Origin of the sequence: Paraburkholderia sp. BL6665CI2N2, assembly GCF_004366535.1 — a bacterium.
Classification (GTDB): Bacteria; Pseudomonadota; Gammaproteobacteria; order Burkholderiales; family Burkholderiaceae; genus Paraburkholderia.
Map to the genome: position 1 here is coordinate 4,344,713 of NZ_SORC01000001.1, position 20,181 is coordinate 4,364,893.

The 20,181-nt window shown below is 59.1% G+C and carries 25 protein-coding genes and 1 tRNA gene; 5 read left to right on the forward strand and 21 right to left on the reverse strand.

Annotated elements, in window-relative coordinates; all coding sequences use genetic code 11:
• Positions 1–6: 6 nt before the first annotated feature.
• From B0G81_RS19330 to B0G81_RS43720, 5 genes are all read right to left on the reverse strand, one after another.
• A complete protein-coding gene (locus tag B0G81_RS19330; RefSeq protein ID WP_134138026.1) occupies positions 7–834 on the reverse strand; it encodes a hypothetical protein in 828 nt (275 codons plus the stop codon).
• The gene (locus B0G81_RS19335) at positions 821–1,441 is read right to left on the reverse strand and encodes a hypothetical protein (protein WP_134138027.1); all 621 of its coding nucleotides are present in this window, start codon (positions 1,439–1,441) and stop codon (positions 821–823) included. Before B0G81_RS19335 ends, B0G81_RS19330 begins: the two co-directional genes overlap by 14 nt.
• Positions 1,442–1,938: 497 nt before the next feature.
• Positions 1,939–2,169 carry a hypothetical protein gene (locus B0G81_RS19340; protein ID WP_134138028.1) on the reverse strand — a complete coding sequence of 77 codons (231 nt, stop codon included), beginning with the start codon at positions 2,167–2,169 and terminating at the stop codon, positions 1,939–1,941.
• A gap of 119 nt (positions 2,170–2,288) precedes the next feature.
• On the reverse strand, positions 2,289–2,663 hold the full coding sequence (locus B0G81_RS19345) for a hypothetical protein (RefSeq protein WP_166679032.1): 375 nt from the start codon (positions 2,661–2,663) through the stop codon (positions 2,289–2,291).
• Positions 2,611–2,784, reverse strand: coding sequence for a hypothetical protein (locus B0G81_RS43720; protein ID WP_166679033.1), 174 nt, complete (start codon positions 2,782–2,784; stop codon positions 2,611–2,613). The genes B0G81_RS19345 and B0G81_RS43720 overlap by 53 nt, the downstream gene beginning before the upstream one ends.
• 507 nt (positions 2,785–3,291) lie before the next feature.
• On the opposite strand from B0G81_RS43720, the gene B0G81_RS19350 reads away from it, so the two are divergent.
• Entirely contained in the window at positions 3,292–3,630 is a 339-nt protein-coding gene (locus B0G81_RS19350) for a hypothetical protein (protein WP_134138030.1), read from the forward strand.
• A 316-nt stretch (positions 3,631–3,946) separates the two neighbouring features.
• Here B0G81_RS19350 and B0G81_RS19355 read toward each other — a convergent pair whose 3' ends face one another.
• Positions 3,947–4,291, reverse strand: coding sequence for an antitoxin MazE-like protein (locus B0G81_RS19355; RefSeq protein WP_208328544.1), 345 nt, complete (start codon positions 4,289–4,291; stop codon positions 3,947–3,949).
• 344 nt (positions 4,292–4,635) lie between these two features.
• On the opposite strand from B0G81_RS19355, the gene B0G81_RS19360 reads away from it, so the two are divergent.
• Entirely contained in the window at positions 4,636–5,616 is a 981-nt protein-coding gene (locus B0G81_RS19360; protein WP_134138032.1) for a hypothetical protein, read from the forward strand.
• Between the two features lie 67 nt (positions 5,617–5,683).
• Here the strand turns inward: B0G81_RS19360 and B0G81_RS19365 are convergent.
• The 6 genes from B0G81_RS19365 to B0G81_RS19385 form a co-directional block, all read right to left on the reverse strand.
• Positions 5,684–6,795, reverse strand: a protein-coding gene (locus tag B0G81_RS19365) for an IS3 family transposase (protein WP_134138033.1) whose coding sequence is annotated in 2 segments (ribosomal slippage) — positions 5,684–6,546 and positions 6,546–6,795 — 1,113 coding nt in all. Because the reading frame shifts where the segments join, the coding sequence is not laid out codon by codon here.
• 237 nt (positions 6,796–7,032) lie between these two features.
• A complete protein-coding gene (locus B0G81_RS19370) occupies positions 7,033–7,455 on the reverse strand; it encodes a phage antirepressor KilAC domain-containing protein (protein WP_166679034.1) in 423 nt (140 codons plus the stop codon).
• Positions 7,448–7,660, reverse strand: a complete 213-nt coding sequence (locus tag B0G81_RS43725; RefSeq protein ID WP_166679035.1) for a hypothetical protein — start codon at positions 7,658–7,660, stop codon at positions 7,448–7,450. Before B0G81_RS43725 ends, B0G81_RS19370 begins: the two co-directional genes overlap by 8 nt.
• A 151-nt stretch (positions 7,661–7,811) precedes the next feature.
• Positions 7,812–9,029, reverse strand: coding sequence for a YdaU family protein (locus B0G81_RS19375; protein WP_134138035.1), 1,218 nt, complete (start codon positions 9,027–9,029; stop codon positions 7,812–7,814).
• A 25-nt stretch (positions 9,030–9,054) separates the two neighbouring features.
• Entirely contained in the window at positions 9,055–9,585 is a 531-nt protein-coding gene (locus B0G81_RS19380) for an AlpA family transcriptional regulator (RefSeq protein WP_243856545.1), read from the reverse strand.
• 10 nt (positions 9,586–9,595) lie between these two features.
• Positions 9,596–9,898 carry a hypothetical protein gene (locus B0G81_RS19385; protein ID WP_166679036.1) on the reverse strand — a complete coding sequence of 101 codons (303 nt, stop codon included), beginning with the start codon at positions 9,896–9,898 and terminating at the stop codon, positions 9,596–9,598.
• A 119-nt stretch (positions 9,899–10,017) separates the two neighbouring features.
• Between B0G81_RS19385 and B0G81_RS19390 the strand changes: the two genes are divergently transcribed.
• The 3 genes from B0G81_RS19390 to B0G81_RS19400 all read left to right on the forward strand — a co-directional run bounded on the left by B0G81_RS19390 (position 10,018) and on the right by B0G81_RS19400 (position 11,546).
• Entirely contained in the window at positions 10,018–10,221 is a 204-nt protein-coding gene (locus tag B0G81_RS19390; RefSeq protein ID WP_134138037.1) for a hypothetical protein, read from the forward strand.
• Between the two features lie 3 nt (positions 10,222–10,224).
• Positions 10,225–10,479: a hypothetical protein gene (locus B0G81_RS19395; protein ID WP_134138038.1), complete on the forward strand. Its 255-nt coding sequence runs from the start codon at positions 10,225–10,227 to the stop codon at positions 10,477–10,479.
• 143 nt (positions 10,480–10,622) lie between these two features.
• Positions 10,623–11,546 (forward strand): BRO family protein, encoded by a 924-nt coding sequence (locus tag B0G81_RS19400; RefSeq protein WP_134138039.1) that lies wholly within the window; start codon positions 10,623–10,625, stop codon positions 11,544–11,546.
• Between the two features lie 354 nt (positions 11,547–11,900).
• Here B0G81_RS19400 and B0G81_RS19405 read toward each other — a convergent pair.
• From B0G81_RS19405 to thrS, 9 genes are all read right to left on the reverse strand, one after another.
• Positions 11,901–11,977: transfer RNA gene (locus B0G81_RS19405), tRNA-Pro, on the reverse strand.
• 63 nt (positions 11,978–12,040) lie between these two features.
• Positions 12,041–12,454 carry a MerR family transcriptional regulator gene (locus B0G81_RS19410; RefSeq protein ID WP_134138040.1) on the reverse strand — a complete coding sequence of 138 codons (414 nt, stop codon included), beginning with the start codon at positions 12,452–12,454 and terminating at the stop codon, positions 12,041–12,043.
• Positions 12,455–12,500: 46 nt separating this feature from the next.
• The gene (locus B0G81_RS19415; RefSeq protein WP_134138041.1) at positions 12,501–12,911 is read right to left on the reverse strand and encodes an integration host factor subunit alpha; all 411 of its coding nucleotides are present in this window, start codon (positions 12,909–12,911) and stop codon (positions 12,501–12,503) included.
• Positions 12,912–12,980: 69 nt separating this feature from the next.
• Positions 12,981–15,416, reverse strand: a complete 2,436-nt coding sequence (pheT, locus tag B0G81_RS19420) for a phenylalanine--tRNA ligase subunit beta (protein ID WP_134138042.1) — start codon at positions 15,414–15,416, stop codon at positions 12,981–12,983.
• A gap of 164 nt (positions 15,417–15,580) precedes the next feature.
• Positions 15,581–16,594: a phenylalanine--tRNA ligase subunit alpha gene (pheS, locus tag B0G81_RS19425; protein WP_166679037.1), complete on the reverse strand. Its 1,014-nt coding sequence runs from the start codon at positions 16,592–16,594 to the stop codon at positions 15,581–15,583.
• A gap of 158 nt (positions 16,595–16,752) precedes the next feature.
• Positions 16,753–17,112 carry a 50S ribosomal protein L20 gene (gene rplT / locus B0G81_RS19430; RefSeq protein ID WP_006052502.1) on the reverse strand — a complete coding sequence of 120 codons (360 nt, stop codon included), beginning with the start codon at positions 17,110–17,112 and terminating at the stop codon, positions 16,753–16,755.
• A gap of 29 nt (positions 17,113–17,141) precedes the next feature.
• Positions 17,142–17,339, reverse strand: coding sequence for a 50S ribosomal protein L35 (gene rpmI, locus B0G81_RS19435; protein ID WP_012433738.1), 198 nt, complete (start codon positions 17,337–17,339; stop codon positions 17,142–17,144).
• Between the two features lie 249 nt (positions 17,340–17,588).
• A complete protein-coding gene (infC, locus tag B0G81_RS19440; RefSeq protein WP_074263967.1) occupies positions 17,589–18,113 on the reverse strand; it encodes a translation initiation factor IF-3 in 525 nt (174 codons plus the stop codon).
• A 49-nt stretch (positions 18,114–18,162) separates the two neighbouring features.
• Positions 18,163–20,070, reverse strand: coding sequence for a threonine--tRNA ligase (gene thrS, locus B0G81_RS19445; protein ID WP_134138043.1), 1,908 nt, complete (start codon positions 20,068–20,070; stop codon positions 18,163–18,165).
• Between the last annotated feature and the right edge of the window lie 111 nt (positions 20,071–20,181).

The window sequence follows — 20,181 nt, forward strand, 5'->3', positions numbered from 1 at the left end:
CCGACCTCATAGGTACAGGGCTCGAATATCGCGCCGATCCCAAGCCGCAAGGCTTGATAATGTCGCCTGCACGCTGCACGAAATCATGACGCCCGATTCGTCGCGTGGGTTGGTAATCGGCTTCCCCAGACTCTCAATCACCATCGGCGCATACAGCATGTCGCCGTACTTCATGCCGAGAATCTGTGGAACCACAGAGGGATAAATCGTCTGTAAAACGCCATTGTCGCCGCCCGTCGTCAGCGCTCCGGCAATGACGCCATCGCTGGCGAGCAGTTGCGGTACGGCCCATTCTTCGAGTTGGGCAATAGGGTCTCGCACTTCGGTTTTCGGATCGGAAATAGCGCGGAAATGCAGCGTGACTGAGAGCTTCACAGGTGGCATCCCCGTGAAGGTCTGCGTGCTGTTGAGCTTAGTAATGCCGGTCCGGCCCTGCGATTGTGCGATCGTGGCGAGCGCCTTGTCGGCGGTCGTGGAATTGGTGTGCTTGCTTATGAACGCATCAATGAGTGGCGTCAGAGCGCCCGATTGAAGCATCGCACTGAGGGTCGGGGCCTTCGATTCGGCCCCGGCCCCCTCAAACGGACTTGTCCAGTTGAACGACATTTCCTGCTGACCGTCCGTGATCGGGCAATGCACTTCGAAGCCGTCATCCACCGTGAAATTGTCACTGGCGGACAGCGTGCGGACGTCGCGGCTTTGCGTCCAGCCGTCGCCGCCTTCGACCCGCTTCAAAGGGTAAAGAACGCAGATTAGCTTCGAACTGAGTCCGCCCCAGTCTGACGACAGAACGCGGCCCGAAGAGCTTCCCGAGAGACGGTCAGCAGACGGCATGCGCGCCGCCGTCGAGCAAGTCGAGATCGAACAACGGGTCGGATGCGATAAACGCCTTCGCGCGACGAACCTGCTCGTGCCTTGCTTCGAGGTCGCGCCGCCACCTTGCAAGCTCTTCTGAATTGGGTTTCAACAGGTCCGCACCGTCAATCTGTCCATCGGCCAAGCCCGCTTCGAGAAGGCGCTCACGATGCAAGGCGCGTGCGCGCTCGTAGCCGCGAATCCTCCCTTCGATGTCGGGAATTTCGACGTTGCCAACATCGAGTTCGGTGCGAACTGCCTGGCAAGTCTGCTGGGCGAATTTAAGGCGCGCCGTCTTGATGAATTCATCAAGAGCAGCATTTCCTGCGCGGGCTTCGGACACGAGCCGCCCCAGTGCTGCCGCCTCAGCGGTCAGGCGCTCGCACAGGGCGACTTCCTCGACGACCCCAAGCGCGATGTGCTCGGCCAGGACGCCACGCGCACCCTCGGCGTCAGCTAGCTGCGCACGCAGTGACGCCACCCGGTACGCCATATGCACGCAAGCCTTGCTTTTCACGGCGTCGAAAAAAGCACGTTTTTCAACGAGGCCAGCATCGGGCGCGACAAGCAGATGCAGATTGTTCATTTGGAAGTCTTCGATGATTGAGAAGGCTTCATGCTCGCACCCAGTACCCGTGACACGGCGGCGCGTTTTCCAAACAATCTAGGTCAGAATGCAAACCGTGCGCATTGCGTTTCCGAACGCCATATGGCACGCGCGCACCCGCACGCGCACGCACCCACGTCGTGTAAGAAAAGTCCGGCATTCGATATGGTCTCAAGAGCCCAAAGCCGCGTCGCGCATAGATTTCGCGTGGTTTTTCAATCGATTCGCGGCGTCCGTCGAAAAGCACCCGTATTCGTCGGCAGTCTTCGGTGAACAAGAATCCATATCGCAACTGTTGCGCTGCCTGATTCAGCATGGCACGCGGGCGCATGCATACGCGCGCACACGGCGTGCATAAAATTCATCGCCTGGTGACGAGGATCATCACGAGTTTGCGGGCAGGTTGATTCCCGAGCGCGAGGAAGCCGCCATTCGGCATGGTGCGATCCGCTTTATGCCGAAGTCGAACGGTCACCTCACTTCCGAAATATCTTCGCCGTTGCGCGTTCTCGGTAGTGTTTGCCGTCCTTATCCATCTTCCACGGGTCGGAGTAGTGGGATTCGCAAAGCGGCTCGGCTTCGGGATCCTTGTCGATGCGCTGCTTCTCGGCGCGGCGATAGCGTCGGTGCCAAATTTTCTTGTCTTGCGCCTCGCTGACTGCCGTTGTCACCGGCGTGATAGGGGTTTTGGGTCTACTTCGGCTCATGTTTGCACTCCATTGCGGTAGCTGGACGTGCAAAAGCCCGCACGGTTTTCACCGGTTTTCACCGGGCGGGCTGCGAGTAAGACGCGTATTGGCCGTATGCCCAAATTCTATGAGTTAGTTTAGCCGTCGGCAAGCTCGCCCGCGCATTGTTCGGGCTGAGCGGCAGAAGAAGCCCAGTCTGATAAGTGCTCGGCGCGCTCGGCCAGCATTCCCGCAGCGTGTCCCGCTAACGCAAGCAAGGCGTCCTCGTCTTCCGGTTCAAGGAAGGATGAATGCTCAATATCGCGTCGAACAGTACTTGCGCGCACGAGCCGAATGGTCGCTTCGATGCCGCGTGCGACGGCGTGCGCGCGCTCCATCTCGCTTGCCAGCTTAAGCGCGCCGCCGACCTCGAATTCGAACGTGTCAAGCGCATGCTCGCCATACAGGGTGTCGGGCTGGTTATGCATGGCGCGCCTCCGCTCGGACGATTTCCGCAAGACGACGAAGAGCATCGCCGGTCACGTCGAGGGCATCTCGATAGCTCGGTGCGAGCGCGGCGGCGCGCAATGCGGCGCGGATGATTTCAAGTTGAGATTGGGCTTGCTCGGGGCAAGCGAAGATAACGGATCGCATGGCGACTCCTATTCTGGTTGGATGACCCCAGCCCCCGACGCCAATCGGGGTGGCCAGGCGCAAGACGAGGTTGGCGTACCGGCGAATAGGAAACCGGCGAGCGCGAGCGCTCCCCCGTCAAGGCCCGACCATAGAGAGCACATGACGCGCAGACGAAAAAATACCGCCAAGCGGCGGTTGTCCGCCTATTCGATTCTGGACGCCAATCCAGGTTGCCTGTTGTTTCAGGCACGACCGCAGTATAACCGAGCGCCGCTGGTTTTCAAGCCGTGGTCCGTCATTAAACGCGCTCCATCCCGGAAATCGCCTGAGCACCGAATCGATTTGATCTACTATTCAATGTTATACCATCGTAATCCCGATATTTTTTCACGAAGGAGCCCGATTTTAATATCGGTAGCGATATAAATTATAGGCATACCAATACTTTTTAAAAAGCACGATTTATTTAGTTGTTTCGTCGCGGCAATTGTGGATAATGGCGTTCCCCCAACTTCGACCGACCCCATGAAGCAATACCCGATGTTTAAGAAAGATTCCGGTCAATCGGAGGATGATGGACAGAAGGACCTTGACCTCAGTCCCGAATCTGACGTTCGTGAAGCCGGTGGAGAAGCCGTGACCCCGCCAGAGAATGCGACTCCTTGGGGAGGAGCCCATCCGCGTGTTAAACGTCCCTTCAGCACTCAGTTTCCCGAAGAACTCAAGCTGAAGTTGATCTGGCTAAGAACCAATCTACCTAATATGTCCATTCAAAAACTGGTGTACGAGGGGACTGCGGAATATGTTGAGAGATTGCTTTCCGTGCATTACCCAAATTACTGCTCTCGACCGGAATTCGATTAATCCTAGCCACACCATCTCTTGATGGCCCGCACTGGGCGAAAATGCGCGGACTAAGAGCCAGGGTTATTGAAACCTCGTGCATCAGTTCGAACACGGCAAGCGTGGTAACGCCCATCCTATTCCGGATGCCTTTGTGCCGCGATTCGTTCGCGCGCCTCTTTAACGACGGCGGCGAAGTGCGGGGCTTCTTTCGCGCAGCTTTGGCTCGCCGCCAACCATCAACCGCTTACCCACATGATCGCGATTTCTTCGGCGATGGTGAAACGTCGCGGGCGCGGCTCAGGTGTGGGCTTCGACGGACGAGTGGCGGGCTTTTTCATGGGTCCCCGTCGCGGGTATCGGCGGCGGCTTCCAGAAAATCCATGATCTCGGCTTCGCTCGGGTCGCCCACGCTCGACAGGGGTTCACGCCTGCACTCAGCGGCAAACTTCGCGCGCAGGCGCGCGCTGCGCGAGTGCTTGAGCCGAAACCAGAATGACGCGGGCCTGCGCTCGCGCATCACCTGAGCGAACGGGCGCGCCTGCGCGAAATCCTGGGCGGTCCACTCCGGGTTATCCGGGTCGGCGGCGATGCCGCGCTGGATTGCGGCTTCTTCTTCGTCCGTCGGGCGGATCAACTTGCGACGCGTCGGCTTAGGCGGACGCGTGGTGGGTTTTCTCATGGATTCAGGTCGTCAGGGTCGGCGGCAGTTCACGTAAGTGAAAATCTCGACATAGCGCACGACAAGGAATGCGCAATCTGCTTCGCTCAGCGAGCTTCATACTTGCGCCCATAGTATGACAGTCGCTCAGTCTTCGGTGGGTGAGGCCTCGCTGTGATCCAAACGGTCGCCCCAGATCAACGAACACCTATTCCTGAAATGGACCTATCCTGCCAGCGATATATGAGCCGGGCCGTAAATTGCGGCGAGGCTGCGCGACGATCACGTAGCCATCGCGTCGCCAATGACCGGCTTCGTGCATCGCGTAGAATCCTCGCCTACCGGCGTTACGCGACATAATCACAATGACCATAAAACCGTCTCTGGCTACTTCCACACGCACCGTCTACGGGATCGTAGGCTTCGAAGAAGCGATCGCATGCGCGCGTGACGTGCTAGGACATCGGGAAGTGATTTCTATTGGTGGGGTGCAGGGGACCATTGAGTTTCCCGCTCTGCCGGAGTGGTCGCCCACTGAAAGCGACCCCCTGAGCATGCCTTTGGTCCCCCCCCAGACAGCGAAAGACTGGAAACGCGGTAGCGAACCTTTCTGGTGGGGACGGCCGACGCGTTATCCAGCCGGGTACGCCAACGTTACCTGTGTGCTGCTCGAATTCGTGGTTCCGGATTCGGAACTGAAGTCCACCGGAAATCAAATCCGTGATGCGTTCATGCAGTGGCGATCAACATTCAATGATTTTTTGGAGTTGATCACCAAGCAAAGACGAACTCGCGTTGTCGAAGTCACGGGCGAAGTTTCTGGACTGCACATGTTCTACTGGGATGCAGACGGCAAACATGCTTGGGCTTACGACGACAATATTCATGTCACCATCACCACCACGCCCGGAGACCCATATCTGAACCTGGCGCAACTGAAACAGATATGTAGCCTGTGTTCATCCAATGTGCGGCCATCGCTGGAATATTCGCTCCAGCTGGATGCGTATCGGGCGCTGCGAACGGCGGATTACCGTAAGGCGGTGATCGATTCGGCCACCGCAGCAGAAGTGGTACTTACGAAAGCCATCGTGAAGCGGTGTAACGAGCTTGGCGACGACCCCGAAAAGTGTCTAAAGGAGCGTAAGCACCGGACACTTGGAGGGCGGCTTGCACTTGCGCGCAAACTCGCTATCTCGTTGCCGGACATTGACCTTCATCAACAGGTGGTGGAACCCCGAAACGATGCAATACACGAAGGAAAGGTTATGGCCAAAAGCACTGCAACTCAGGCTGTCAATGCGGTTGACGATCTACTGGCCTTACTAAACCCCTCGCGCTCCTAGACCAGGCGATTGCCAGATGTTCGCCGCCCGCCGTAGGGACTGACCTGCCTGATTTCTTCAGGCCATTTCAGTCTTGGGGAACGGCCTCGGTTGCTTCAGTTGAACAATACTGCTGCTTGAACTCGTCGGGCGTCAGGTATGCCAGACTTGAATGTGGTCGAATCGCATTGTAGTGGCGCCGCCACTGCTCGATCACTACCTTCGCTTCGGCGCGTGTCCGAAACCATTCAAGGCTCAGGCATTCGTCACGGAATTTGCCGTTAAAACTCTCGTCCGCGCCGTTCTGCCACGGCTTTCCGGGATCGCTGAGCGCCATTTCCATGCCGTTTTCGGCAGCCCACTTCAGGATGGCCCGTGATACGAATTCCGGGCCGTTATCTGAGCGCAGGTAGCGTGGCGCACCGTGAACGCTGGCCAGTTGTGACAGGACTTCGATGACGCGCTTCGACCGGATCGATCCCGCAACGTCAAGCGCCAGGCACTCACGTGTGTACTCATCGATCACAGTCAGACACTTAAGTTGCTGGCCGTTGGCGCAGGCGTCGAATACGAAGTCGTATGCCCAGACGTGCCGGGCCGCCGTCGCCGGCTGCGGCCGTGGGCGACGAACCGACACCCGCCGGCGCGGGCGCTTGCGCGGCACCTGCAGGCCTGCCAGGCGCCACAGCCGCCATGCCCGGTCCGCGCACATCCCGTGACCCTGGCGCCCCAGGAAGATCTGGATGCGACGGTAGCCGTAGCGCGGATATTGCGCCGACAGAATGCTCATTGCGGCAAGCACCGGTGCGTCCCGTTCAGCAAGCTTCGATTCGTAATTCAACGCCGACCGTGCGACCGACATCAGCGCGCACGCACGTCGCTCAGACAGGCCCCGCGCTTTCGCGTAGGCGGCCTGCTGGCGTCGCGCGGGCGCGCTCACCACTTTTTTCCGTTGATCTCTTTCATTACGTCCAGCTCGAGATCCCGCTCCGCCAGTATCTTCTTCAGTCTGGCGTTCTCCTGCTCCAACTGCTTGAGCCGTTTAACGTCGGCTGCTTCGAGGCCGCCAAAATGCTGGCGCCAGTTGTAGATCGACTGCTCGCTGATCCCATGCTTCTTTGCGACCTCGGCGACCGGCGCCTTGTCTGCCTCACGCAGGATCGTGACCATCTGCCCGTCGGAAAACCGGCTCTTTTTCATGACTTCCTTTCTCCGTTGGAAGCCATTCTCTCAAGTTTGAGCTGGTCCGAAAATTCCAGGGCAGGTCAGGGCCACCTGGAACACGAATCCGCGCCGCCGCTGCGATGCCACATGACTGCAATAGCGGGGGTTGAAACACAACCTCGCGACGCTGGGCGGCGCACACCGCAACGGTTGCTATTCGCTCTCACGCGTGCGCGCCCGCGCGTACGTGTATAAAAATTCGAGCGGTGCCGGTCAGGTGTCGGGGTCGTCAACGTTGAAGCGGCGCGAGATTTCCTGAACGCCCGCCAGTGTGATTTGCGGCCACGAGCTTTCGACGGGACCGCGTTGCACAGCCCATTCGGCGTCTACCGCTTTGCGCGTGGCGCGCCAGCCGCCGCCTTCAACCCGATGTAGCCATCCCGCCTCTTGAAGCCATTCGAACAGGGCCGAGCGCCGCATCCCAAGCATCCGTGCGGCATCGGTAACGGATCGACAATCGGCGTACAGCGCGCGCGTGGTTAGAAAGACGTCGCCGCGCTTTGCCGTGTGGGCTTCGAAGATTTCCTGTACACGATCTTCAGCAAGTGGCTTCAATCCGTGCCGCTCGCAAATGGCGCGCATTCGGGCGGCGCGTTTAGCGAACCGAGGTGTCATTTTTTTCGAACGGTCACTCATGCGGGCCGCCGTCGATGAACTTCCCCACGGCGATGCGGACGCCATGATTCGCGGCAAGGCGTTTTGCCACATCGGCAGCATTGTCGGTCCGTCCGTCGCGGTGTGCCCGCGTGCGCTGCTCGACGGCGTGCAAGACTGCCCTCGCATGCCGAAGGCGGCGAAGGTCTGCCGCGATTCCGGGCGGCGGTTTGTGGTGGTCTTTCATTACTTTCCTAAATGTTGTTAGTTTTCCTAAATTGATGAGTTGCCCGGACGCGGTGAAACGTCCTCTATCGGCCTCGACGCACCTTGGATGAACCGCGCATTGGCGAGGCATCGCAAAGCCGTCAGCGGGCCTGCATTCGGGCTTCGACGGGTCATGTTGCAATCCCGCCTCCGATACCTTTCGATTTGAGGAGCGCCTTGACCCCGGCCATTGTTCCGCGCGATAGGTCAGACGGGCCGGTACGCACCTCTCCGCAAGACTGCGCAACGCCCATCGGGGTAACTGACAACGGACCCGACGCAGGCGGCTTGCCGCCGTTGTCGATAGCCGTATGGATGCGGGCGTGCCACGTCTCTTTCGATTCGCCGGAAAGCGCCGGACCAACGCCGACTTCGTTCGCCATTACGAGCGCAGACGCATCGGACAGCCACCACGCGCCGCCGCCATTCCTCTTCGGGGAAGGAGCGGGCGGACTTTTCGCATTCGCAATGAATCGGTCAATCTGATCCGCGTCTTTCAGGCAGACCTGAATGCCGAGGTACTTCTGGCCTCGGTCGTTATCGCCCTGGTTGTACGGCGTCAGACTGCACCCCTGAATAGCACGGCAAAGATCGCGCGGTGAGTAGCCAGCCTTCAGCGCGCGACGGATGACGCCACGGCGCTTGTCGTCGAGCTTCGACTTTGGCGTATTCATGGACTTCCGCCAATACTCGAAGACACCCTCGATGTCCGCAGATTCTGATGCCTTCGATTCGGAAGGCGCACCGAGACCGTCCGTAGGATCGGACTCGGCTTCTTCGGGTTTTTCCTCTGCGTGTTCATCGAACAACTCACCAGTCTGGTCGAGTGCCAACTCGACAATGCTTTTGACCTTTTGGTTATTGGTTACTGGTTGTTGGTTAGCTTTCGATCCGGTTTCCGCTGGGTAGCCGCTGGGTTCCTGATAGGAACCGGATTGAAACCCGCTGGGTTTTTCTTGGTTTCCGTTCACTTTCGGTTTGGTTTTCCCCGGGTCGCCCGGCGCGCCAGGTTCATCGCTATGCGACTTGCGAGGACGGCCACCCTTTTTCCCGTTTTCCTTGGCAATTTCAGCCTTCACGCGGTAGACCGCGATTTCCTTTTCGCAGCGGGAGTGATGCCAGCCGACGGCGGTCTTCGTGAAAAACTCGGCCAATATCTGGTTAACGGCCTCGCGCTCATCCTCGCTGCGAGCGATGACTTTGCGGCACAGCGCATTAACGTCGAGCGTAAGTTGCTGTTCCGTATCGTAGTAGACCTCGATTAGGTCGCGATAGACAGATCGTTCGATGCGCGTCAGATGGCGAGTCGCGCGGTCGAAGTCACCGATGTGGTGGGGGTAATAGTTCACGTCGTCTTCCCGCCGTGCCGGTGGCTCACGCCGCATCCGAATGAGCAGCGATGCGGTCGGCCATCCAATCAAGCACCGACGACTCGACCCAGGCGATTGCGCGAGCACCGATCTTTACCGGCGCTGGGAAGGTCCCGGCATGGACGTAGGCATAGATGCTAGAGCGGCCATAACCCGTGCGGCGCATGACTTCCGGCAGACGCAGGAAGCGTGGCGGGTTTGACGATGACAGGAGACGCGTTTCTTTGGCGGGATGGCGGCGGCCGGCGCGGTTCTGATAGCGGCGTCGTCCGTCGGGGTCGGACTCACCACCGTCGCCGTCATCGTCGTCACCACCCGGTGCAGCGGCAGGGGTTCCGCCATCACCCGAACCGCCCGCATCGATATCGGCTACAGCGCCGCCGCTTACTGACGGGATCGACTTGTCTGCGCGGCACGACTTGCGGCCTTCGGCGAGATATTCGAACTCGTTGCGCTCACGCGAGCGAATCCGGTAAATCGCCATGAAGCGATCAGAGTCGCTAGCCAACGAGCCCACGAAGATCATTTTGTTCATTGGTTCCCCCTTAGGCGATGTGTTTGTAGTTGCGCACTGCGGTTGCAAGGCGACGCGCGGCGTTGTACTTGGCGCGGCGCGCGTCCTGAAGTGCCTCACACAACGTGCGGGTCGCGTGGCGAAATTTCGGGCAATCAGTATCGATGAAATCGATGCCGCTAGACTCCTTGTAGCGCTCGCAGCCCGCCGAAAATTTGTGTTCAGCGGAACGGGTTGCCGCCTCCGCGTCGAAGCTCTCCACGGCACGCTTCGCAACCGTGACAGCATCCCACTTGGTTCCGCGCCCAGCCTTGAAACTCGTCTGCTTGGTCATCTCGTTTTGTCCATTGCGGTTTGATAAAGCATCGTCATTAAACCAAGCTCCCCAATTGAACGCAATCCATCCATCAGGAAAATATCCTTTGTATTCAATGTCTTATTATCAGCATATCTATGTCACAACGTGAGGTATTTAACGGCGGAAAGCGCGCCAGCAAGGGATTCCGCACAGCACGCGCCGATGCACAAGAGTGCGATTTCCGCGCCGCCATGCCGCAGAAAAAAATGCAGATACCCCGAAACGAGTTAGGAAAACGCAGCGCTTTAGCTGCAAAAGCGGTCTTTAAGATCAGCCTACCAACCAACGAAACGGAGTGAGCCGTGATCGACCTGAATCCCAAAACCCCTGACGTGATAGTTCTTGTCCGTCAGGTAGCGAAGGAAATCGGACTGACGCCAGCGACGGTGCGCCGCCGCTCGCGCGCCGGAAAGCTTCCGCGCCTGATTCAAATCTGCGACCGTGGGAGCGGCGTTTGGCGCTCTGAGCTTGAGAAATGGAAGGCGGACCCCTTGGCATATGTCCAGACCTCCAAAGCCGCCAACGCGTCGCCAGCCGACGACGGCACGACCGATTAACACAGTACAGCCGACCTGATCCCAAGCTGGTTGATCCAATCCATCCTTTAGTACGACTTATCTACATTCCATGTCCTGTAGCCGACAAAGAGCCTGAGCACCGCGAAACCGAAGGCGCGTAAACTCTTTCAGAGAGAATCACCATGGACCAATTCACGAAAAATGAAGTCGCCCAAGCCACCGATGTGCTGATGGTTCGCGACAATGCCGCCCCCGACATGCGCGGGTTCGTGTTCGATATGAATGCCGTGCGCGTCATCGTCATCGACGGCGAGCCCTGGTTCGTTGCGAAGGACGTGGCGGAAGTTCTCGGCTATGCCGATACGGACAAGGCTATTCGCGCCCACTGCAAGGCGGCGACGACCTACCCCGCCGAAATGGCGGGCCAGGTTCGACACATCAAACTGGTTTCTGAGCGCGACCTGTATCGCTTGGTCTTTAAATCGAAGCTGCCCGCCGCCGAGCGCTTCGAAGATTGGGTCGTATCGCGGGTGCTGCCGAGCATTCGCCGGACTGGTTCCTATTCCGCGCCGCCCGTGATTGCCGCACCGAAGGCGAAGCACCTGCCGAGCCAGCGCGGGTCGGTCGAGGCGGCAACGGCCATTGTCACGATGACGGCGACGCTGCTCAATTTGAGCCAGTCAGCACGGCTGCTCTCGGCACAACGCTTGGCAGATGAGTACGGCGTCAGTCGCAGGCTTCTGCCCGCCACAGCTTCCGACGAACCAGCCGATTGGAATTCCGGGGCGGCTGAAGAAACGGCCTCGCTCTCAGCCCTGCTTCAAAAGCACCAAGTGAAAATGGGTGCGATTAAGTTCTACTTGGTGCTGCAAGCCGCTGGGGTCGTCATGCGCCGGACGCGTCCGACCACTCAGACAAAGCGCTATCCGAGTGGCGTCCGGCCATTTTGGGCGGTCACGAAAGATGGTTTGAAATTCGCGAAGAACATCACGAACGTAGTCGCGCAACGCGAGGTCGCGCCGCACTTTTACGAAAGCCGCTTCGGCGAACTGCTGGAATCCGTGAAGCCGACGATTGCGCGGATGCAGAAGGAAGGGGAATTGTGAGGCGACATGTCCTCTGAGTATAAGTCGCCGCCGCCGTCATCGCGGTGCCTGCGGCAACCCCTTCGGGGCGGCAGGGTCCGACGGTAGGCGACCGGTCAGGCGTCGCGCAACTGGCGAGCGAGACCGGCGTTTGCTAAGCAAACCCGCTCACCTTTGCGCGTACCGGGTGGACGGACTTCCATTTTATCGCGTTGAATATCGTCGTTCGCCACCGCCACAAATGCGCCCCACCGTGCGCATTTTTTCGTTGGCCGCTCGATCCGCGAGTTTCAGATTTTTCGGACACTATTCGGACACGATAGCCAGAAATGAAAAATGGATTACAGGCCGAAGCTTGTAACCCATTGATTTCTTTGGTCGGGGCGAGAGGATTTGAACCTCCGACCACCTGCACCCCATGCAGGTACGCTACCAGGCTGCGCTACGCCCCGAACAGCTAAAAATTATAACAGACACTTCATTCGATTAGAACCGCCTTCTGTTAACAAAGGCGACTAGTGCCCCAACAAATCGATTACGTGCAGCAATTCCTTACGCAACTGCTCGACGTCTACCGTGGTGGCAGCTGTGGTTGCCGCCGGCACCACTGCGCCCTCGCCTTCCTCGATCACATCGCCCGGCGCACCGTGCGCTCCACCGCCATGTGAATCGAGCCGGTTGCGCGCGCCGTTGATCGTGAAGCCCTGCTCGTACAACAACTCGCGAATCCGCCGGATCAACAGCACCTCGTGGTGCTGGTAGTAGCGACGGTTGCCACGCCGCTTGACCGGCCTCAACTGCGTGAACTCCTGTTCCCAGTAGCGCAAGACATGCGGTTTCACGCCGCATAGTTCGCTGACCTCACCAATCGTGAAGTAACGCTTCGCCGGAATCGGAGGCAAGACGACTTTTTCGATCGTCGCTGTCATCGTCAGTTAGCCGTCGTGGTGGGTTGCGCAGGAACGCGCCAGTCGATTAGCGCGTGAAGCTCGCGTCAGCGCCGTTCTCAACCAGTGCTTTCAGCTTTTGACTTGCATGGAACGTTACAACGCGACGCGCGGCGATTGGAATCGCCTCGCCGGTCTTCGGGTTTCTGCCGGGACGCTGGGGTTTGTCGCGCAACTGGAAGTTGCCGAAGCCCGACAGCTTCACGCTGTCGCCACTCTCCAGCGCGTCGCGGATCACCTCGAAAAACGCTTCGACCATGTCTTTCGCTTCCCGCTTGTTGAGCCCGACATTGTCGAACAGCAACTCAGCAAGTTCCGCCTTGGTGAGCGTCGGCGTTTCAGTGGAAACGACGGCGGATGATGTCGGAATTTCGCGCATCATGGCGCTACGCTGCGCCGTAAGAAGGGCTTCGAAATCACTCGAGTTCATTTCATTCATATCTATCAAATGGCGCGCCAAGCGGAAAACAATGGATGCGGATACAGCCGTGCAATTGTTAAATGCGGGTTATCCGCGCAACCGTGCGCCATATACTCGAGCCAGACGTTCCACCAGAGTATGAATAGCCAGATCGACCGTTTCATCCTGAAGGGTTCCGCCAGTATCTTGCAAGGTCACACGGAACGCAAGGCTTTTCTCGTGAGCGCCCAGACCACCGGAAGTGTTTGATTTTGGACGGAATTCGTCGAAAAGCACAACCTTCTGAACCGTCTTGCAGGCGGGTTCGGACTGGGCCTTCTGGAGCTCGTCCAGCAGTGCCTGGACCTCGATTTTCTGATCGACGACGACCGCAATATCACGACGCACCGGCTGAAATTTAGACACTTCAGACGGAATGGGCAATACGCGCTGCATTAATGCTTCCGCTTCGATTTCAAACAGAATCGGTGCATGCGGTAAATCATATTTTTGCATCCAGCGCGGATGCAATTCGCCAATCCAGCCGACTGCGCGGCCATTCAGTTCGATACGCGCGCTACGTCCCGGATGCAACGCCGGATGTTCCGCTTTGACGAAGCGGGCGACGGCCGGCGCCAGCACGGCTTCCAGGTCGCCCTTCACGTCGAAGTAGTCGACCGTGCGCGTCGCCGCGCCCCACTGCTCTTCGAGCGCGGGACCGTACGCGAGGACGCCGATCATCTTCGGCTGCGCGAAGCCTTCGACCGTGAGCTCACCGGCCTTGATCGACGGATCGTGCAGGAACACGCGGCCGGCTTCGAACACGCGTACGCGATCCGCCGTGCGACGGTTCAGATTCGTACGCAGCACGTGGATCAGGCTGCCGAACAGAGTCGTGCGCATCACCGACAAGTGGCTTGCAATCGGATTCAGCAGACGTACCGGCTTGTCGTTGCCGGCGAAGTCCTGTTCCCACTCGGCGTCGACGAAACTGAAGTTCACCGTCTCCGCGTAGTCGCGCGCCGCGAGCGCGTGACGGAGCTCGTGGATCGAACGCTGCGTCTCATTGGTCGCGCGCATTTCGCTGGTCGCGACCGGCGGACGCGCCGGAATTCTTTCGAAGCCGTAGATGCGCGCCACTTCTTCGATCAGGTCTTCTTCGATTTCGATATCGAAGCGATACGACGGCGGCATCACCGAGAACGTGTCTTCACTGCGCTCGAACGACAGGCCGAGGCGCGTGAAAATCTGCGCGATTTCGTCCGCGTCGATCTTGATGCCGATGATGCGGTTCGCACGCGAAACACGCATCTTCACGGGCTCGCGCTTCGGCACGTTGACGATCTGATCGTCGACCGGGCCGGCTGCGCCGCCGCAAATGTCGAGGATCAGTTGCGTGATGCGTTCGATATGCTCGACGGTGGTCGCATAGTCGACGCCGCGTTCGAAGCGATGGCCTGCATCGGTCGAGAAGTTGTACTTGCGCGAGCGGCCACGAATGCTGTCGGGCCACCAGAAGGCGGCTTCGAGATAGATGTTGGTGGTGTCGAGCGTGACGGCCGTGCTGTCGCCGCCCATGATGCCCGCGAGACTTTCGATGTGCTGCTCGTCGGCGATCACGCCGACCGTTTCATCCAGTTCGACGGTGTTGCCGTTCAGCAGCTTGAGCGTCTCGCCCGTGCGGCCCCAACGCACGTCCATGCCGCCGTGGATCTTGTCCAGATCGAACACGTGCGACGGACGGCCCAGTTCGAGCATCACATAGTTCGAGATATCGACCAGCGCGGAGATGCTGCGCTGGCCCGAACGCTCCAGACGCTCGACCATCCACTGCGGCGACTTGGCGCGCGCGTTCACGCCGCGAATCACGCGGCCCGAGAAACGGCCGCACAGATCCGGCGCCGAGATTTTGACGGGCAGCGTCTCGTTGAGCTTCACTTCAACCGGCTTGATCACGAGCGGGTGCAGCGGCGCGCCGGTGATCGCCGAGGTCTCGCGCGCCACGCCGAACACCGACAGGCAATCCGCCTTGTTCGGCGTCAGCTTGATCTCGAACACGGCGTCGTCGAGATTGAGCGTTTCGCGGATGTCCTGGCCGATCGGCGTATCTTCCGGCAGGATCAGCAGGCCGCTATGATCTTCGGAGAGCTTCAGTTCGCGTGCCGAGCACAGCATGCCCTGGCTTTCCACGCCGCGCAGCTTCGAGAGCTTGATCGCGAAAGGCGCGCCGCCTTCTTCAGCGGGCGGCAGTTGCGCGCCCACCAGCGCGACCGGCACCTTGATGCCGGGCGCCACGTTCGGCGCACCGCACACGATGTTCAGCGTCGCGCCCGTGCCGGCGTCGACCTGACACACGTTGAGCTTGTCCGCGTCCGGGTGCTTGACGACTTCCAGCACCTGGCCGACGACGATCTTCGAGGTCGGCGGCGCGGCCGGCCGCAGGTCTTCGACTTCGAGACCGGCCATCGTCAACGCGTGCGACAGTTCGTCGGTTGTCAGTTGCGGATCGACAAAGGTTCTCAGCCAGGATTCCGGGAATTGCATGGTTCTGTGTACGTTCTGATCAGGTTAGGTCCACGTCCGGCAATGTTTTGACTCGGCGCGATGTTCATGCGATGCCACTCATCGGACACTGCCGGGGACGCTGCACGCGGCAAGCACTGTGTGCCTTGCCGCGCTCTATGCTTGTCGCGTTCGTACGCGCCGGTTCAGGCGAATTGACGCAGGAAACGCAGGTCGTTTTCGAAGAACAGACGCAGGTCTTGCACGCCATAACGCAACATGGTGAGCCGCTCGAGGCCGCTGCCGAAAGCAAAGCCGATGTAACGCTCCGGGTCGAGGCCCATGTTGCGGATCACCGTGGGATGAACCTGGCCCGAGCCCGAAATTTCGAGCCATTTGCCGGCGTTCTTGCCCGTTTCGAACAACATGTCGATCTCGGCCGACGGTTCGGTGAACGGAAAATACGACGGACGGAAGCGCACGAGAATGTCGTCGCGCTCGAAGAATTTCTTGAGAAAGTCGGTGTAGACGCCCTTCAGGTCCGCGAAGCTGATGTTCTCGTCGATCCACAGGCCTTCAACCTGGTTGAACATTGGCGAATGCGTCGCGTCGCTGTCCACACGGTACGTGCGGCCCGGCACGATCACCTTGATAGGCGGCGTGTTGGTGCGCGCATAGCGAACCTGCATCGGGCTGGTGTGCGTGCGCAGCAGCAGTTGGCGGCCGTCGGCATCTTTGCCGTCGACGTAGAAGGTGTCCTGCATGGAACGCGCCGGATGATTTTCCGGGCTGTTCAGCGAGGTGAAGTTGTACCAGTCGGTTTCGATTTCGGGGCCGTCGGCCACGTCGAATCCGATCGTACGGAAAATCTGTTCGACGCGCTCCCACGTGCGCATCACCGGGTGCAGACTGCCTGCGCCGATGCCGCGGCCCGGCAGCGTGACGTCGATGGCTTCAGCCGCGAGGCGCTGGTTCAGCAGCACGTCGGCCAGCGCCTGACGGCGGGCCGTCAACGCGGCTTCCACTTGTTGCTTGACGAGGTTGATCCGTGCGCCTTCGGTCTTGCGCGTTTCGGGGTCGAGTTTGCCAAGGCCCTTCAACAGTTCGGTCAGCGCACCCGATTTGCCGAGAAAGCGCGCTTTCTCGTTCTCGAGGGTGGTGACGTCGGAGGCTTCTGCGAAGGCTTTTTGCGCGTCGGCGACAATCTGGTCCAGATCCATTGATCCCATCATTTCAACGTCAGTGTTCAATCGAAGCAAAACTGGTTCTACCAACAAAAACGGGGCTCGGTGAGGAGCCCCGTTTTTGCTGCAGCGTCACCGAGACTACCGGATCTTCGCTGCAACGAACCACGCAGTATTAATTGCCAGAAGCGCAATCAGGCTGCAACGGCGGCTTTCACCTGCTGAACGATCGCAGCAAAAGCAGCCTTGTCGAACACAGCCATGTCGGCCAGCACCTTGCGGTCGAGTTCGATCGAAGCCTTCTTCAGGCCGTTGATGAACACGCTGTACGTCATGTCGTGCTGACGCACCGCCGCGTTGATACGCGTGATCCACAATGCACGGAACACACGCTTCTTGTTGCGGCGATCGCGGTAGGCGTATTGGCCTGCGCGCATGACCGCCTGCTTGGCGATGCGATAGACGTTATTGCGACGGCCGCGGTAACCCTTGGCCAGCTTGATGATCTTCTTGTGACGGGCCCGTGCGGTAACCCCACGTTTTACTCGAGGCATGTCTTGCTCCTATGAGTTTCGGTTAAGGGTTAAGCGAACGGCAGCATTGCGCGCACGGAGTTCATATCTGCATCATGAACTGCCGTCGAACCGCGCAAATGGCGTTTGTTCTTGGTGGTCTTCTTGGTAAGAATGTGGCGCTTGAAGGCTTGACCGCGCTTGACGGTACCGCCCGGACGCACCACGAAGCGCTTTGCAGCACTCTTCTTGGTCTTCATCTTCGGCATGACAACTCCATTATTAGATGGATATGGGTGTGCGGTCAGCCATTGGCCATTACCCGCCCTTCGAAACCCACTCCACTTGGTATGCAGACCGCCTGAACTGCCGGCAGCCGCTTTTCGGGAAGCGACGCGCATTGTACACGCGTCGTTCCGAAACCTGCTGAGGCGGCACCGGACACCCGGCGCCGCATCGTTTCAAACTTCACTCACAACCAGAGCGCGCACCACACGGTGCGCCGCAGCGCTGATCGCTTACTTCTTTTTCTTCGGAGCGAGCACCATGATCATCTGGCGCCCTTCCATTTTCGGCATCTGCTCGACCTGACCGACTTCGTCGAGGTCCGTGCGCAGGCGCTCGAGCATGCGCATACCGATTTCCTGGTGAGCCATTTCGCGGCCACGGAAACGCAACGTGATTTTCGTCTTGTCGCCGTCGTCAAGGAAGCGGATGAGGTTGCGCAGTTTGACGTTGTAGTCGCCGTCATCAGTGCCCGGGCGGAATTTGACTTCCTTGACCTGGACGATCTTCTGCTTCAGCTTGGCCTCGTGTTGCTTCTTCGCTTCCGAGTACTTGAACTTGCCGTAGTCCATCAAGCGGCAAACCGGCGGAACCGCTTGCGGAGCGATTTCGACCAGATCCACGTCTTGCTGTTCCGACATGCGGAACGCATCAGCGAGTTTCACGATGCCGAGCGGTTCGTTCTCGACGCCGACCAGACGCACCTCGGGTGCCGTAATTTCACCGTTGATGCGGTGCGCAGACTTATCAGTAGCGATGTTACGTTTCCTCTAAAATTTAAAAAAACGAGCCGGGCTGCCAAGTGGCTCAATTGAACGACTGCACATCCTGGCGCAGACGCTCAATGAAGGTGTCGGGGGGCATCACACCCAGATCGACACCACCACGGGCACGCACGGCTACCGTTTGGGCTTCACGCTCTTTGTCGCCGACCACAAGCAGGTACGGCACCTTTTCCAGCGTGTGCTCGCGTATTTTATAGCTAATCTTCTCGTTGCGCAAATCCGCCTCTACTCTAACCCCTTGTTTTTGCAACGATTGGGCTAAAGAACGCGCATATTCCGCCTGACTTTCCGCGATATTCATCACTACGACCTGCATCGGCGCAAGCCATGCGGGCATTGCACCAGCATGGTGCTCGATCAGAATGCCGAGGAACCGCTCCATTGATCCGACGATTGCCCGGTGCAGCATGATCGGGCGACGGCGGCTGTTGTCTTCGGCAACGTATTCCGCGCCCAGACGCTCCGGCAGCACCATATCGAGCTGCAGCGTACCGCATTGCCACGAGCGGCCAAGCGCGTCCTTGATGTGGTATTCGACCTTCGGGCCGTAGAACGCGCCCTCGCCCGGCAACTCTTCCCACGTCACGCCGCAGGCCGTCAGCGCCTCGCGCAGACCCTGCTCCGCGCGATCCCAGGTCTCATCCGTGCCGGCACGCGCGTCCGGGCGCAGCGATAGCTTGATCTCGACATTGTCGAAGCCAAAATCCTTGTAGACGCTCATCGCCAGCGTATTGAACGCGATCGATTCGCTGATGAACTGGTCTTCGGTACAGAAAATGTGCGCGTCGTCCTGCACGAAACCGCGCACGCGCATCAGACCGTGCAGCGCGCCGGACGATTCATTGCGGTGGCACGAACCAAACTCGGCGTAACGCAACGGCAGATCGCGGTACGAGCGCAGACCGTGATTGAACACCTGCACGTGACCAGGGCAGTTCATCGGCTTGATCGCGTAGTCGCGCTTTTCCGATTCCGTCGTGAACATGTTTTCACGATAGTTCTGCCAATGGCCCGATGCTTCCCAAAGCGAACGGTCCATGATCATGGGCGTCTTGATTTCGAGGTAACCCGCGTCGTTCACGCGACGGCGCATGTACTGCTCGACCTGCTGCCACAGCGTCCAGCCGCGCGGATGCCAGAACACCATGCCCGGCGACTCGTCCTGCATGTGGAACAGATCGAGTTGCTTGCCGAGCTTGCGGTGATCGCGCTTCTCCGCTTCTTCGAGCATGTGCAGATACGCTTCCTGGTCTTCCTTCTTCGTCCAGGCCGTACCGTAGATGCGCTGCAATTGTTCGTTCTTCGAATCGCCGCGCCAGTAGGCCCCCGCGACCTTCATCAGCTTGAATACTTTCAGCTTGCCGGTGGACGGCACGTGCGGACCGCGGCACAGATCGGTGAAGCTGCCATGCGAGTACAGCTTGATGTCGTCGGTAGCGGGAATCGATTCGATGATCTCGGCCTTGTACTTTTCGCCGATGCTCTTGAAGTAGTCCACCGCTTCGTCGCGCGACACTACGCGGCGCGAAACGGGTTCGTCTTTCTTCGCGAGTTCCTGCATGCGCTTTTCGATCTTCTCGAGATCTTCCGGCGTGAAGGGACGGTTGTATGCGAAGTCGTAGTAGAAACCGTTGTCGATGACCGGGCCGATGGTGACCTGCGCTTCCGGGTAGAGATCCTTCACCGCGTATGCGAGCAAGTGCGCGGTGGAGTGACGGATGATATCGAGACCGTCCGCGTCTTTCTCGGTGACGATGGCCAACGCCACGTCGTGATCGATCAGCGTAGATGTATCGACCAGTTCACCGTCGATCTTGCCGCCAAGCGCGGCTTTCGCGAGGCCGGGGCCGATCGAGGCGGCCACTTCGGCGACGGTCACCGGATGCTCGTACTGTCGAACAGAACCGTCAGGCAGACGTATCGAAACCATTGCGTTCTCCGAGGTGCCGACCGGCGGTGGCACATACAACCAGGTCAAAAAAACAAAAAAAATGCGGCCCCGCTTTCGAGCGGGCCGCATTCACATTTCCTGCTAACTACA